Origin of the sequence: Vibrio sp. YMD68, assembly GCF_029958905.1 — a bacterium.
Taxonomy (GTDB): domain Bacteria; phylum Pseudomonadota; class Gammaproteobacteria; order Enterobacterales; family Vibrionaceae; genus Vibrio.
This window is the reverse complement of sequence record NZ_CP124614.1, coordinates 921463-936514: the sequence shown is the minus strand read 5'-3', so window position 1 is coordinate 936514 and position 15052 is coordinate 921463. Positions and strand designations below refer to the sequence as shown.

Sequence of the window (15052 nt, the reverse complement as noted above, 5' to 3'; positions counted from 1 at the left end):
CTACTCCTTGTTGAACCAATGGTATTGACCCGACTTTGGATCAATCGTACCAATTTGCTTAGCTGGTGCCCCTGCCACAATCGAATATGGAGCGATATCACCAGTCACAACAGAGTTAGCGCAAACCAGTGAGCATGCCCCTACGGTTGTGCCCGGAGTGATAACAACACCCGTTGTCAACCAAACACCTCGCTCGATAATGACTTTCCCTTCTTGCCAACTACTGCGGCCACTAAAGCACTGAGTCTCCGGCTCAAAGACATGATTACCACCTACAATGGAAACGTGAGGGCCAATCGATACATCCTCTTGAATCACGACATCTCCATTGATGTAGCTGTAAAGGCCAACATAACTGCGCGCGCCAATTTGGTTCTCTCCAATGCGAATGATCGCTCCAGGCGCAACGCGGACATTGCTGCTGGTAAAGCCCAATATTTTTGCTCTCGCCTCATCATCATGTTTGTTATTACTTTGAGAGGTGTATAACGTGAACTTGCGAAACTCTTCATCAGAGAGTTCGCCACCAAATTTTTGTTGTACAGACATGTAGAATCCTTGGGCTGGTTTACCCAGCCCTTTTTATTAAACGTGATTAGTTGCTGAAGATTGTGAGACTGGGCGTCCAGCTCGTTTTGCCGCATGCAGGAGTAGCGCACCAATACCACCGATGATGAGCGCAACCAAAACGAACAGCATTCGTCCCCACATTGGGTTAGGAATCAGTACCAACAAAGACAGGAATACAGCAGCAATAAGGAGCATTTTTCCTAGCATATCGCGTTGCTTGTTATCCATCGCAATACTGGTTGCATTTTCCTCTACTACCACTTCTGTATCGATGTTAGTAAAGAACTGGTTTACCTCTGACTCGCGTTTTGCAGAGTGGCCCTTGTAGAAGAGTTGCGATAAGACGAAGAAAGGCAGTGTAATCGTCATATGCCCGATCACCCCGAGGGTAACGGATTTCATTTCGGCAAATTCACGTGACGAAAGTGGCTCGTCAAGGCCAAGTAGGCTCTGGATCATCTCTGGTGTGATGACAAACGCTATCACCGCTGATACGAACATACCCACAACAATCGTGCCCCACCCAGCCCAGTCTGGCGTTTTACGGATGAAAAAGCACAAGATAGATGGAATCAAAACCGGGAAGCCAACCAACGTTCCGACCAGCATCATTAGGTCAAATAGCCCAAACTGTTTCAATGAAGTTAGGAACAAAGCAGCAACGATGATAATGATGCCAAATGCCGCGGTAAGAATACGGCTCGCGTTCATCAGCTTCTTCTCTGTCATCTCTTTACAAAGATAAGGTTCATAGACACTTTTCAAGATGATGCCGGCATTACGGTTCAGAGCAGAATCCATTGAGGACATGGTGGCCGCAAACATAGCCGCTAACATCAACCCCACCATTCCCACTGGCATTTCATTTTTAACAAACATGTAGTAAGTGGCATCAGCGACTTTATTGCCTAACTCTTCGAGACCCCATGCACTTGTATCTGGGTAATTCCCTGCCACGAACCACGCAGGTAAAAACCACATCAGTGGGCCGATGATCATCAGACTGCACGCAAGCAACGCTGCTTTTCGGGCATTTTTAGTATCTTTTGACGCAATAAACCGGTAAGAATCGACCATGTTGTTGGTACTGAAAAACTGCTTAACGAAAATACAGATAAACCAACCAACGAATAAATACGAGTAACTGTATCCCTCACCAATCAATTGCTGAGTCGGCAGCCCCACTTCCAACAAGTTACCGACACCACCCGATTTCCAAATCGCGACGAGCGCAGCAATAAACGTCATGACTGTGATGATGATCATCTGCATGAAATCCGAAGCAATCACCGCCCAGCTGCCACCGACCAAAGAGATGAAAAGCACCACTAAACCTGCACCCACGATGGTTTGCTCAAGTGGAACCCCAATCACCGCACTGGTAAATACGGCAAGACCATTGAGCCAAATTGCCGCTTGCAACACACTGAGCGGAACGTTCGCCCAAGTAAATACTTGTTCATTGACTTGACCTAAGCGTAAACGCACGCCTTCGATTGGACTGATGACACGCATTTGTCGCGCTTTTGCAGCAAAGAAAAGGTAGTTGATAAAGTAGCCAAGTGCATTAGCAAAGAAGACCACAGCGACCGACATACCGCTTGTTAGCGCTTTGCCCATAAGACCCGTAAACGTCATCGCACTCAGCGCCATCATAAACGCACTGGATCCCACCATCCACCAGAGCATTTTGCCGCCCCCGCGAAAGTACTCGCTTGTATTCGCAGCTGCTGAGCGAAATACCCAGCCAAGACCAATTAGAAAAGCGAAATACACTAAAACTATGATTATATCGATGTCCATTTTTCTGTTTCCTGTTTGTGTAGGGATAGGTCGTAAGCCGATCTCATTCACATGCTCTTCATGGCAGTTTCTGTAATATTTGGGACTTACACCATAAACAAAACTAAACGGATTTAAAGAATTTTGGAAATGATATTAATGTATAACAATAATACAAATTACAAATGAGCACGTCATGGAGTTAAAAAACCTATCAACGTTTGTCACCGTTGCACGTTTAAATAATTTTTCCGCTGCAGCGAGAGAGCTGCATACTGTACAGCCAACTGTGTCACGTCATATCTCTGAGTTGGAAAACGAGCTACAAACCAAACTATTTGCCCGAACCACTCATCAAGTTGAACTTACCCCCCAAGGTGAACGACTCCTACCAGAGGCACTCAACATTTTAGCTAATGACTTACGAGTAAAAACATTAATAAAGTCGAGGGAAAATGAGGAGAAGCAAGAAATTAGGATTGGGTATCTAGCAACGGCGTGTGCATTTTTTCTTCCCGATCTCATTCAGGAGTTTCGTCGCCAACATCAATATGTGCATTTTAAATTGCACGAGATGACACCCGCCGAACTTACCGAAGCGATGGTTGACAACAAGGTCGATGTCATTTTGAGCCGTGAATGTCCTCACTTAGATTCGGGCTACTTTGCCCTTCATCAAGTGTACTCTGATCGGCTGGTTGCCGTATTGCCCAGTAACCATCGATTGGCTGAACATGAACAAATTGATATTAGCGAACTTGAATGTGAGGAACTTCATCTGTTCCATAGAAATGAGTGGCTAGGAGTGTATGAGAAAGTGCTCCGCTGTTGCCGAGACAATGGCTTCACGCCAAACGTCATCGGAAACCCAATGAACATGCGGCATCTTGCCATTACCATATCATCCGGCTTGAGCTTGTCGATCGCACCACAATGCATCAAGTTTATCTTGGGCATGAAGTTCGTTTGTGTACCTATTGAACAACTTAACATCCATATCCCACTCAATGTCTATTTTCGTCGTGAAAACAAGCATGACGTCATTAACCAATTTGTCGAACACCTTGTCGAAACGAGCTTTGAGCTTCAGAAATTACTTGATAACTATGAATAAAAGCAGCAAAAATTTTAATTACTCTAGGTTCGGGGTTGTTGATCTTTCACATTGGTAGCCAAAACATAATACAAGTCAGTGATAATATGCTGGCATAGTTTCTTTCTATCTTGTCATATCTACTTGATGTAGTAAGGTAATGCTTGATTCTAATGAAAGTATTTTCAACTAAGTGATGATACTTATATGAGCGCAAGTCCAAATTACGTCCAATAAGCCAACTTACTTGGACGTAGGGTCATTGAATCTTGAATAGCGTTTGGTCATCATTAAGCCTCGTTATGAATGGATGCCATAACAAACTCAATCGTTGTATTCAATTAATATCGCCAATACTAAGGAAGCCCATGTCCAGCATGGCTTCACTTTAATGTTTGTTTTTGTCTAATGAGAGAAAACAAGACGTACGCTAGCGATTGCTGCGACCAAATTGATGTTGATGGTGCGTAAAATGCTTTGTCTCTGCTTTGCACAAGTAGCTGACTCTATACAGCAAGGCTGCGATTTCACCATTGTCATGGAGAGCATTGAGCTTGTAAGTTCCGTTAGTACAAAAATGGATTAGAGTTCCCATATTTTGAATGTCTTTTTCAGCATCATAATTCAGTGCTCTTAACCACGCTTTTTTGATTCGAGCAGCCATGTTGCCATTCGTTGATTTTGGGTGTCCTAATGTGTCAAAGGCATCAGCGTTAAACAGCAGTACAACATGGTAGTGCGGTGTACTTCCTATACCTTGCTCTTTACACCAGATATAGCGAACACACGATTGGTGAGCGTATGGATTGCGCTTTGTGGCTTGTCTTCGGTTGTGGGCGATCTGCTCTTTAAGAGATGTTAAGAATCGATTGATAACGTGATTGTTGTACTGGATTAGTGTATCAGGTAAATGTAAATCGACTCTGATAGCAAACGTTCTTGGGTAGTGTTGTAAGGAGGAATATACCGTCTCAAATGAGCGCTCTAGGTATTGCTGGATTAATGGCCCTCTCTTTGTGTAAACGGGATAACCTTTAAATGTCGATTCAGTGTGAAGAGAGAAGTGTTTGCATTGCATGATATGGCCCTGCCGATAATGGATTTCATATAAGGCAGGGTGGTTGTATTTGATTAATGGATTTCGAATTAGGGAACGATAACAATCCAACGATTCAGATAAGCGAGCGCAGTCTCACCTCTAAAGAGAGCCTACAGTTACAAGTTAAACATTAAAGGATTAAACCCTAAGTCTCATCGTCTCCAAAATCTCATCGCAATACCAACCGGTAAGAGAACGCATCGCTTCAACAATACCACTTAAGTGCTGTGGATGCCTTTCTGTGTGATATTTAACACATCACTTAGCGATACTAGGCACCGCTGATATCTGCTTGGCATGAAGACTTCAATCCAAGTAAGAGGGCTCGCATAAGCCCATTCATCTTTTTAGGTGATTATCACATTGAGCACCATCGAATGAGTTCAAACATGACACTGCCTATCAAGTAAAACAATCCACGAGGAAAGAGTCAGTTAACCGTTTGGTTGTATTTAAGTCGTTTACAAGGAAGGTCTCTCTTTGAGCGTGAACACTCTGTGTATCTTAAAGTAGATGGGTTATCTACCTCTACTGACTGTGTCAGTGTGGTTATTGGATTTGATAAGGTTAGATTGATTGTTAGTTTAAGTAATATTGATGAGTCTCTTATTAATATTACCATTCCCGAAGAACATTACCCTAGACGAGTCAATACCGGTAAGGACCAGAGCCCTTCTGGGCTAAGTAAACACTAACCTTCCATCGCTCGCCAAAAAGTAGGAAGGAGGCGGGAGCTGTCTGATTGAGTTTAGCTAGATAGGTCAAGAGGATTATGCTATCCCCAAAAGCAGCCATATTGGTCTTTCCTTATAGCTTCTAGCGCTTGCTCTAAATGGTAAAACGCGTCGTACTTCTCCCATTTGCCACTGGCTCACATCCAATAGAGGCGCCAGCTCTGCTGTGTACGAACGTAGGTTATTTTCGCGACGGACCTATACTGCTTTTCTGTCGAACGGTCCCAGCTAGCGAGGCTCTCTCTGATTTCGATAGTTTGATTGGTGAGTTCGCCTTCTATATCTAATTCATGTCGAATATTGGCTTGTGGACGGAGCTCTTCAATGAAGGCATTCAATATCTTGCTGTACCGAGCGTGTTCAAATTCAGAAAAAGCCATGTAAGAACCCTATGTTATTAAAATAGGCACGCATTGTACTGTACTGCTATTCCCAAATGATACAGTGCCAGGGATAACATGGTGAGGGAGTCGCGCGAAGGAAGGCGTGTGCCAGTGGCACACACCTTAGAATTGGTTAAGCAGAAGGGGCTCTGTTGTAAGGTAATTACTTAGCCTCGCACAGACTAGGGTCTAAAGCATACGTTCTACTTGAGTGTTTCAACGTAAGCTCTCGCTCTGATGTGCATTCGATGTAGCCTTGCTCGTAAAGTTTTTCTTTTAATGCCACATTCACTCCCCAACCCAAGAAGAAAGCCAACACTGTTATCCCTCCTAGGATTATTAGAAATATTTTAGGTATCCAGAGTAGTTTTTTCCCCGTGATACAACAGATCATCATCAATATAGACACAACAAACATTGACCAAGCAAAAGCAAATGTTGATGCATCGTTGATTGTTCCACTTATGACTACTCTATTGCTAGATACTTTATAGGTATTCCAAATGTCTATGACATCATAGATTGATAAAAAGGAGAATGAGGCGAAAATTAATAAGAAAACAAAGGATCTTGAGCGACTAATCTTCATCAATTAATCTCTCAATTTCTTTCTTCATTGGGGTAGTGTATTCATGTTGCTTATCGAAATTAGATATTTTATTGCCAATGTAGAATGCACTTATTGCAAAGAATCCGAGTAATAATGCTGTTGGTGGTGTGGAAAAAGCCCAAATTAACCCCGCTCTTAACACCCAAGTAGCTCCTTGAGCGATCACGCCAGCCACTACCCCTTTAGTCACATCCGCAGTAAATTGCCCCACCACTTCGCCTAGCGTCTTCTCATTGTGCAGCATGTAGTCAACGGAGTTCACTGCACCACTAAACACTATTTCTACAAAGACGTTCCCTCTCAAAAAACTAACATTACCTTGAACGGTATTCAGAGCGTGACCAATTTTCAGCATTTGAGGCGTGGCTTCTTGCCAACGAATATCAAGGTCTAAATATCGAGGCTTGTAGTTTTCAACCACAATATTCATTACGCCGTTAATGTTAACCGCTTTAGCGGTTGCTCCCCATCCTCCAAGCTCTTTAGTGACCTCATAAGCGCCTTTAAGTCCCATGCCTACGCCCGTGTAGTCTTTGCCTGTAGAAAGCTGTCCGTGGGTGTCTTTGATGAGTAAATCTAAATACTCATTGGCTTCTTCAATGGTTAGAACTGCAATGCTAACGTTCTCTTGTTGAGACGTGTCCCACTGGTATTCTTTCGCTTGCTTCTGTAAATCGTCGTTCCATTCCTTTTCTGTGAAACTGTAGGCTTGTTGCGCTGCGTTAGTTGGTGGCGTTCCTGCATAACGACCACCAACGGAATCAACCATTGCTTGATAGGAAGCTTCCATCTCTTGAGCGTTAGCATGTGGCTTAAAACCGTGAATGTTACCGTCGCTGCCTTTTGTGAAAGACATGGCTCCAGGTGAAGCGATTAGCGTGTTAGAGCCGTAGGGGCAACCACAAGCGACAATATCCCCATGTAAGGCTGCTTGAACCCCGTCAACGATAACGGGGATAGGTTTTAATGGTGTGATCTCTCCTTGCCCTTTTTTGCAGCTTGGGCATGTGGCGGTCATGCCTGTTTGTGTGACTCCCTCACCTATAAACATGACATTCCCTACACCAGATGTAACGACACCTCCTGTCGTCGTTTTATCTCCTTTGTGTATTAAGCCTCTACCTTCTGCTTGTGCTGACATTATTCACCTATAGGGTTCGTTTTTTGGCGTTTTATTTCCCTCTAATATATCTAGAGGGGCATAGACTGAGTCAATGCAAAGAAGGCTATTTTGTGCTTTTTTACGCAAACTTATTTATGTTAAGGCAATAATCGTAACTGAGCGTCGATAACCTGAGTTTGAAGGAAAGTTGATTGCCATAGCTCGAAGCTGGCTTTTAATGTTGGCTCATGTTGCATGAGATTCATTGAGCCCCTTGTAGTGCCCAAGCTCTGAAAGAGGCGTTTCTTAAAGTCGAACATATGCTGTATCGCAAGTTGGTTTGTATTGAGTTTGTGCCAATGGTCAATGCGTTCAATTCTCCAATTATCATTTCCTTGCTGACATAAAGTGATATCAACGGCTTGCGTTTCAGGAAGGATAAGCCTTAGACAGATACGTTTGCTGCGGCGTCGGAAAGGGGCGGTAGTGAGTTTGTCTAGTGTCCTGCAAAACAGGTGTAATAATTGATCGTCAAATGACAGGGGGCTGTTTGGCGAAATAATAGAAAGAGCGGTCATGGGGATATTCTCAATGTAAGGCCGCTCACTCCACGTTTTTCTCTGTGTATTAAAAAACGATGACCCACAGAAAAATCTCCGCGTTTGGCAGGCAGAGTCTGGATAAATAATTTCAGTGAATTTAATCAGAGGAAAAAAGAATGGTGTCAGCGAAGGTGATTGGTTTAATGATGTTGCTGGTGGTTTTTTTAGCTTGGCGGGAATGCCCATTATTTAATCTTGCCGTTCATCCCTTTCTTGGATTTTACCTGCTAGCCATCCCATGATGTCGTTGTATTCCCATCGTCGCTCTCGATGACTGAGTTTCTTCCCTTCGGGGAATTCATTCCTTTTTATTAATCGATACAGCGTATCTCGCTTAATACCTAATAGGTCGAGTACATCTTTCATTCTCAATAAACGAGGCTCATCTAATAAGGGTGGGCTGAATGAGTCGCCTAATTGCCAGCTTTGATTTATCCAGGATTTAATTTCAGGAAGAAGCCAGCCACTGGCGCTAGGGCCTATTTTTAGTCGTTGAGGAAATCGGCCTTCAGACACCATGTGATTAATCGAGCTGCGGTGATAGCCAATCATGTTGGCGAGGTCGTTAATGCGGATGAGTTTAAGGTCGGATTGAAGGGATGTGGTCATGAGATTGCTCCGTATTTGTGATTACAAAGCAATGCCCATGGCTGTATTTGATTAGTGGTGACGGTGGTCAGCTTCTTTTAAATATTGTGTATTCGGTTATCGCTAACTGCCTGATGTGGGGCAGTTTGCTGTGACAGATAGCCTGATAGTAAAGCTTTTCTAAAAACTTACTTTGTAGAATACACGCCTCAATGAATGAGTAATTTTTCGATATTGGGCGAGGAACGTCTTCTTGTCCATCAAACAGTTCGTCGGCAGCAATAAGCAATTTTGTTGATGTGTTTGGCACCTTATGACGTATGACTTTGTTTGCGGCCACTAACGTATCGATAAAGCGACTGACGGTGGACTCCGTAATGTGGGTCTCTTGCGCCATTTGCCTTTGCGTCTTGGTGCAGACGTAGGTGTTTCTATCAATGTGTAATATGAAGTACCGAAGCAGCGTGTCGAACTTATCGCATTGAGTTCGAGTGAGCTTTTGTTTTTTTGCCTGGAAGTACATGGTTTCAAGAGCTGTCGTTGAGAAAGGCGCCTTAACCTGTGGTAGGTACGTTATATTCATAGACAAAAAACCGAGTTGCGCTTGAGTGTACAAATCGTTGCAGTAACGATGAGGACCAGAGAGAGCCGTGGCGCCTTCAGAAAAGAAACGCTTAAAGTAAAACTTCTTGAAAGGAATGAGCTTAGGCAGTCGGTGTTGTTTCGGGGAGCTCGGCTTTTTAGGAGGATCGGGCAGTGCTACCGCTCTTCCTTCATCCTCAGCTAGCCCCTTTTCGTCTTCGAACGCCTTGTTTGCTTTTTCCCATGCCTGAACGGCTTTCAACTGCGTATGCTCTTTTACTTTTACTCGTTTAAATATCGGCAGTAATAATGACACAGCACAGAGTTCGAGAGACTTGTTAAGCGACTTTTGACTAAGCCAGCTGACAATATCAGTTGGTCTGCGCTCAGAGTCTTCGAGAAAATGCGTGCCAACGGGTTGACGAAGTTGGTTTAATTCACAGTTGTATCTTGCTTTCCAAAGCGCCTCTTCAACATCATCGTCTTGGTGTAAGTAACGCAATAGCCCCTTGAGCTCCGAGCTTGGTTCGAAGCAGCACTGTGCACTCAATTGCTTTGCATTAGGGTCATGCTGATAAATCGTTTGTCTTTTCATAATGCTATCTCCCTCTCAATGGTGAGTACTTTTGTTTTTATATTTTGGATATAGCGAATCAACTCCTGTTGAACGAGGCTGCGGATCTCATTGGGGATCCCTTTCAGTATGTGTCTTCTGCTCTCGTAGGAAAAAGGCAGGTTATGTGCCTTGAGTGCATTGAAGTGACTGATGAAACACTGGGCGCGCTCTTGTAACTGACTCATGTCGACAGGTGTGTTGCCTGAAGGTTGGGGAGCATGCATGTTATTGAGATACCCTCTCTCCCAGAATGTTTTGGTGGGGGCGATGAAAGAAGCGGGCTCTATCGAGATGAGCTTGGCTTTAATGAGCTTGGCAAGCAAGTGGCTCAGTTCAGTCATTTTAAGGTTGAGTCGTGATGCCGCTTCTTGTTTGGTGAGTGATGAGAGCGTGATCCCTGGTGCACTGTGTCGAGCGATAAGGTACACCAACTGAGACATGGGCAGACGTTTTGATATTGGTAACTCAATGATTGACGTATGCTCCAAAAGCCGACGCATAGAAAAATACGAGCACTGGTGCAACTGGTCTCTATCGTCATGAAACTGTCTTACGTGGTTGGTGGATAGGGCCTTATTTATATCAACACTGAAAAACTGTACCACGCTGTAACAGATGTCGAATGCGTGTTTTTCACCAGGGAAGACTTGACTCTTCTCTTTTATTTTCTGGTTGATTTTACCCCGACTCATCTCACTGAATGCCTCAAGAGTGAGATAGCTCTCTGCGGTACAGTAGTTATTTTCTTGGTTTTTGTATCGTGCAATGATGTGGAGCTTAACGTATTTATTGGGCTTATTGATGTAGCAAATGGAGTGTTTCATAGGCATTACCATCCATTGTAATTTTTTAGAATAACTGTCACTGTGCTTAAATTGTTATGATAAGTTACATTGAAATACCCCGTCAAACTGAGTTTATCGTGCCTCAGCCCCATTGCTGTCAGGGCTGGTAGAATTCGCCTGGAGTTGCAGGTGCACTTCTCTATTTTGCGCCCTGCATAATGCTTCTTGGTTTTTATTGTAGTGCAGGTGCATGTCCCTAGGTTTTATTGTGGAAAGTTTTCTTAGCTGAAAATAGTTGATTGACTTTTATCTTTAATCTTAGTTGAAGGATTTAAGTGGAAAGCTATTTGATATCATAAAAAGCAATTGTATTCTTACTGTTGATAATGCCAGTTAAGGGTATTTTCATTGTGACTGTCCAACTTGGCATTAAAGGTAAGATTGATGACAAACTGACGAAGTAGTTTTATCATGTAAATACATGGGCTTTTATCAATCTGCTTTTGAGTTGAACTGTGATGCTTGAAAGGGACATTGATGAGTCATACTGACATTGCTCATCATTGATATAAATGGATGGTTAGATAGAGGGTGCACTATGAAACTGGAAGATTACTTTACGGGGTATGATAAGAAGAACAATGCTCATGAGTTTTGGCTTGAGCAAGTTCGAGTGAGCGATGGCGATGGGATGAACTCTTCAGTAGAAGATTGGCTGAAAGGGCTCAGTGCCGCAGAGCGGCAAAGTTTATTGAAGCAATGGACGCAAAAGTTTGGTAAAAAGACCAAAACACTAAGCCCACGTCTGAGTATCAGCATGTACAGAGATTTTGAGAAGTTAGCGAATAGGCATCATTTGTCCATGAACCAGATGGTGACTAAGCTTATTCGAGAAGCTTTGGAAAAGCCGGTAATCGAGCAGCAACTAGAGGGCTTGTCAGACCAAATAATGCAGTTGTCTAAGCAACAAGAGGAATTTCTTGATAGCCTAACTAAACCGAATTAATACTCTGCCCTCGTTCAGAGTAAATCAATAAGAACCAGCATAGGCAGCACTGAACGACTATGCCTTTTGAAAAATATACAACTCAAAGCTTTATCGCTAAAGCCAAGGTGCGCTGGGGAGATAGATACGATTACAAGTATGTTGTTTATACAAATAGCCGCACACCAGTTAAAATTGTTTGTACTAAGCATAATCATAGTTTTATGCAGACGCCGAAAGCACATTTTGCGGCCAAACATCATTGCTGCCCACTTTGTTACCGAGAGATCGCTGGGAAGTATCAAAATGAGTGGCGCAAAGATAGCGATCCTGATGAGGTTACTCAGAAAGGTAACACCTTACTGCCACTCATCAATAAAGTGTTTCGAGATTGATAAACTAGTTACAAAGGTAGCGTTTGACTTTAGGTACATGTATAGGTACATTTGTCTGAAAGTGGATGGAGTTAAAACCTCCATAAAGCTAGGTAAGACAACGTATTCAGGGTGTCGGTTTAGATGACTATCTCTCCGCCACATTGAGAAAAAGCCCACTGAGAAATCAGTGGGCTTTTTTGCATCTATCCTTCTCTCAACTTGAAGATTCCCTTTGCTATATGCAAGCTAACTAGCCATACACTTTATGAGCGGCTTGTAATAACTTCATATGGATAGGCACTAAGTCGTGATGATTTGTCCTGTATCCACCACCCACTACACACGCCATCGGAATAGACTCTGATTTGGCCAAATTGATCATCAAACAATCACGCTTGAAGATCCCTTCGGTAGACACATTCAAGTAACCCAACTCGTCGTCTTGATGAATGTCGATACCCGCGTCATAAATGATGAGATCGGGCTGGTGATGAGCAATCGCCAGTTTGGTGACTTGTTCAAAACAACACAAAAACTCTTCATCTTCTGTTTCGCGGCTTAATGGCACATCGAAATCGGATAGCGGTTTACGTGCAGGGAAATTTTTATCACAATGAAATGACAAAGTAATAATGTCATCATTACCTGCACATAACGTAGCAGTGCCATCGCCATGATGCACATCACTATCGACGATCAGCACTTTATCTATCTGCTCAAAGGTCAGTGCATGCTTGGCCGCCAACACCAGATCATTAAAAAGACAAAAACCACTACCAAAATCGTGATGTGCATGATGATACCCACCACTCAAATGAATCGCGACACCACTCTCAATGGCCATTTCTGCCGCTAAGCAGGTTCCACCACTTGAATAGAGCGTTCTTTCGATAAGTTGTTCACTCCACGGAAATCCGATACGCCTCATTTTGGCTGCGGGTAGATTTCCAGAAACAAGCAGATCCACATACTCACTATCATGTACCTGCTTTACCTGTTCAACCGTAACGGGTGCTGGTTGAAATACGTCAAACATACTGTCCCATTGCGGATCGTTACCCATTAAGGCTTCAACAGCACGATGCAAAAGCTGATATTTGTTGATTGGGTAACGGTGGCCTTCAGGCAAGGGTAGTTGCGAATAGATTGGGTGGTAAATTAAAGGAATCATAATTAGGTTAATTGCGTATCTTTCTCAAAATCATAACAGTCTCAGGCTTGGCGACAACCCCAATTAATGATAATAGTTATCATTACTATTAATTCTGAAGTTCTAAGTAGAAACAGCAATGAAAAACATAATACTCATCCTTGGAGTGATCTGCGGGTCTTCGGCGGCAGTAATGATTTTTGTAGGAATGCTCATCGCCAGTTGGTGGAGCGTTGATTTTCTCGTATTAAGCCATCAAACTTAACGGATTGAACAGAAAAGGATTCATCATGAGCGCTATTTTTATTACTGGAGCGAACCGCGGCATTGGCTTAAGCCTGACTCAGCACTACTTAAATAATAATCATAGGGTCTACGCGACCTATCGTGATGCCGCCTCGGCAAGCGATTTGCTCTCACTCTCAGACCAAAACAGCAACCTTACCTGCATTCAGTTAGAAATAACGGATTACCAAGCAGTGAACCTACTTCCTTCGCAAATTCAGCCGATTGATATATTGATCAACAACGCTGGCTATTATGGACCTAAAGGCTATGGTTTGGGAAACACCGATGTTGAAGAGTGGCGTCGCGTATTCGAAGTCAACACCATCGCTCCTTTAAAGTTGGTTGAAACACTATTGCCCTTGCTTAAAAATAGCGATGTGAAAAAGATCGCCTGTCTGTCATCGAGAGTCGGCAGCATGTCTGAAAACACATCAGGTGGCGGTTACATCTATCGTTCCTCTAAAGCCGCTCTAAACTCGGTTGTGAAGAGTTTAAGCAACGACTTAACCCATGACGGTTTTACTGTTCTTGCACTGCACCCAGGCTGGGTACAGACTGAAATGGGCGGGCCTAACGCTTTGATCGACACCGACACTTCCGCTTCAGGCCTGATTAACGTTATAGAATCATCGAACACCAAAGTGAGTGGTCACTTCTTTAATTTCGATGGCAGTGAAATCGATTGGTAGTCATTTTATGAATGGTCGCTTTCTCTCAAACTTACCAAAACGTCTCACATTGTGTTTCCTAGCTGTGGCACTTTCTGGATGTTTCCGTGAAAACCCCGGTGACGTCTTCGACGACTATCAAACCAAGATAGCCAGAGTGCAAGGTGCCGACAAATTGGAAGACGGATGGGAGTTTGAGAGCTTACCGAGAAAGCGAGAGCTGTTTATTGATGTCCCTACTCTCTCCATCGGATTGCTGGACAGCTATCAGCTTCGACAATGTGGCTTGTTCAACTTAATCGCAGAAAGAAACTCCGTACTTGGAAAAGTGGCGGACGAGTTTCGTAATTACGATTACCAAGTGGCCCTCATTAAAGGTATCGATCAATGCCTAACAGTTAGCGACTTAGACACCAACATGGTTGAACTGCTGAAAGATGTCGAACAACGGAAACTCGCGCAGTTTCCGCTGCACAAATGGAATCTCATCTATACCAGTGAGGCAATGCAATCCCAAATGCGTGGTAGTCAGTGGTTACTTGCTAATATCGATGAGCAGGTGCGACAGACAGGTGATGCCCTAAAACATATCAATAAAGCGTTAAACACGCCGTTCGTTTCAGGCAAGACCACAGAGGTTCAAGAGATATTAGAGAAGAGTTCGACGCTCGGAAATTTGTACTACTCGCTCGCACGAGCTTCTGCCGAACTTGATACCATGACCAAACAGCTCTCAACGTTTGATGACAACATCATCTGTGGTCAACAACGAAACACGACCAAGTTTCGTTATCTTAACAATGTGTTTGAACAACAATATATAGGAAAAGTTCAGCCGTACATGGCTCAACTGGATGGCTACTATCAGCAGTTAGCCCCGCAACTTGTCATGTTTAATGCACAACCTGAACTGCACAGTTATTACTTTCCTATCCAAGATGCACATCAAGCCTTTCGATCATCAACTCGTCGCCATGTGGACTATTGGCAGCAGCTGTTTAAACGTTGTGGGCGTAAAGTCGGACGTTAATCCTCACC

At 43.5% G+C, this 15052-nt stretch carries 15 protein-coding genes and 2 pseudogenes; 6 read left to right on the top strand and 11 right to left on the bottom strand.

Features of this window, described 5'->3' with window-relative positions; translation table 11 throughout:
* Both QF117_RS10460 and QF117_RS10455 read right to left on the bottom strand, forming a co-directional pair.
* Positions 1 to 549 (bottom strand): acyltransferase, encoded by a 549-nt coding sequence (locus tag QF117_RS10460; protein ID WP_282388912.1) that lies wholly within the window; start codon positions 547 to 549, stop codon positions 1 to 3.
* 36 nt (positions 550 to 585) lie between these two features.
* Positions 586 to 2373 carry a transporter gene (locus QF117_RS10455; protein ID WP_282388911.1) on the bottom strand — a complete coding sequence of 596 codons (1788 nt, stop codon included), beginning with the start codon at positions 2371 to 2373 and terminating at the stop codon, positions 586 to 588.
* A gap of 175 nt (positions 2374 to 2548) precedes the next feature.
* Between QF117_RS10455 and QF117_RS10450 the strand changes: the two genes are divergently transcribed.
* A complete protein-coding gene (locus QF117_RS10450) occupies positions 2549 to 3466 on the top strand; it encodes a LysR family transcriptional regulator (protein ID WP_282388910.1) in 918 nt (305 codons plus the stop codon).
* Positions 3467 to 3512: 46 nt separating this feature from the next.
* Here the strand turns inward: QF117_RS10450 and QF117_RS10445 are convergent.
* Both QF117_RS10445 and QF117_RS10440 read right to left on the bottom strand, forming a co-directional pair.
* Positions 3513 to 3653, bottom strand: a pseudogene (locus tag QF117_RS10445) (IS5/IS1182 family transposase); the annotation flags it as partial.
* 222 nt (positions 3654 to 3875) lie between these two features.
* Positions 3876 to 4523 carry an inovirus Gp2 family protein gene (locus QF117_RS10440; protein WP_282387822.1) on the bottom strand — a complete coding sequence of 216 codons (648 nt, stop codon included), beginning with the start codon at positions 4521 to 4523 and terminating at the stop codon, positions 3876 to 3878.
* Positions 4524 to 5041: 518 nt separating this feature from the next.
* Here QF117_RS10440 and QF117_RS10435 point away from each other — a divergent pair.
* Positions 5042 to 5239 (top strand): hypothetical protein, encoded by a 198-nt coding sequence (locus QF117_RS10435; RefSeq protein WP_282388909.1) that lies wholly within the window; start codon positions 5042 to 5044, stop codon positions 5237 to 5239.
* Between the two features lie 80 nt (positions 5240 to 5319).
* Here the strand turns inward: QF117_RS10435 and QF117_RS10430 are convergent.
* The 6 genes and pseudogenes from QF117_RS10430 to QF117_RS10405 all read right to left on the bottom strand — a co-directional run bounded on the left by QF117_RS10430 (position 5320) and on the right by QF117_RS10405 (position 10585).
* Positions 5320 to 5658 (bottom strand): annotated as a pseudogene (locus tag QF117_RS10430) (DUF3024 domain-containing protein).
* Between the two features lie 581 nt (positions 5659 to 6239).
* Positions 6240 to 7412 (bottom strand): PAAR domain-containing protein, encoded by a 1173-nt coding sequence (locus tag QF117_RS10425; protein WP_282388908.1) that lies wholly within the window; start codon positions 7410 to 7412, stop codon positions 6240 to 6242.
* Positions 7413 to 7531: 119 nt separating this feature from the next.
* Positions 7532 to 7951, bottom strand: a complete 420-nt coding sequence (locus tag QF117_RS10420; RefSeq protein WP_282388907.1) for a hypothetical protein — start codon at positions 7949 to 7951, stop codon at positions 7532 to 7534.
* Between the two features lie 213 nt (positions 7952 to 8164).
* Complete coding sequence (locus tag QF117_RS10415; RefSeq protein WP_282388906.1) at positions 8165 to 8584, bottom strand: AlpA family phage regulatory protein; 420 nt, start codon at positions 8582 to 8584, stop codon at positions 8165 to 8167.
* Between the two features lie 67 nt (positions 8585 to 8651).
* Complete coding sequence (locus tag QF117_RS10410; RefSeq protein WP_282388904.1) at positions 8652 to 9740, bottom strand: hypothetical protein; 1089 nt, start codon at positions 9738 to 9740, stop codon at positions 8652 to 8654.
* Complete coding sequence (locus tag QF117_RS10405; protein ID WP_282388902.1) at positions 9737 to 10585, bottom strand: hypothetical protein; 849 nt, start codon at positions 10583 to 10585, stop codon at positions 9737 to 9739. The genes QF117_RS10410 and QF117_RS10405 overlap by 4 nt, the downstream gene beginning before the upstream one ends.
* A gap of 559 nt (positions 10586 to 11144) precedes the next feature.
* Here QF117_RS10405 and QF117_RS10400 point away from each other — a divergent pair.
* On the top strand, positions 11145 to 11552 hold the full coding sequence (locus QF117_RS10400; RefSeq protein WP_282388900.1) for a hypothetical protein: 408 nt from the start codon (positions 11145 to 11147) through the stop codon (positions 11550 to 11552).
* A 59-nt stretch (positions 11553 to 11611) separates the two neighbouring features.
* On the top strand, positions 11612 to 11926 hold the full coding sequence (locus QF117_RS10395; RefSeq protein WP_282388898.1) for a hypothetical protein: 315 nt from the start codon (positions 11612 to 11614) through the stop codon (positions 11924 to 11926).
* Positions 11927 to 12158: 232 nt separating this feature from the next.
* Here the strand turns inward: QF117_RS10395 and QF117_RS10390 are convergent, their stop codons facing one another.
* Entirely contained in the window at positions 12159 to 13079 is a 921-nt protein-coding gene (locus QF117_RS10390) for a histone deacetylase (RefSeq protein WP_282388896.1), read from the bottom strand.
* 269 nt (positions 13080 to 13348) lie between these two features.
* On the opposite strand from QF117_RS10390, the gene QF117_RS10385 reads away from it, so the two are divergent.
* Both QF117_RS10385 and QF117_RS10380 read left to right on the top strand, forming a co-directional pair.
* Complete coding sequence (locus QF117_RS10385; protein ID WP_282388894.1) at positions 13349 to 14035, top strand: SDR family oxidoreductase; 687 nt, start codon at positions 13349 to 13351, stop codon at positions 14033 to 14035.
* A gap of 7 nt (positions 14036 to 14042) precedes the next feature.
* Positions 14043 to 15044, top strand: a complete 1002-nt coding sequence (locus QF117_RS10380; protein WP_282388892.1) for a DUF3080 domain-containing protein — start codon at positions 14043 to 14045, stop codon at positions 15042 to 15044.
* The last annotated feature ends 8 nt before the right edge of the window (positions 15045 to 15052 follow it).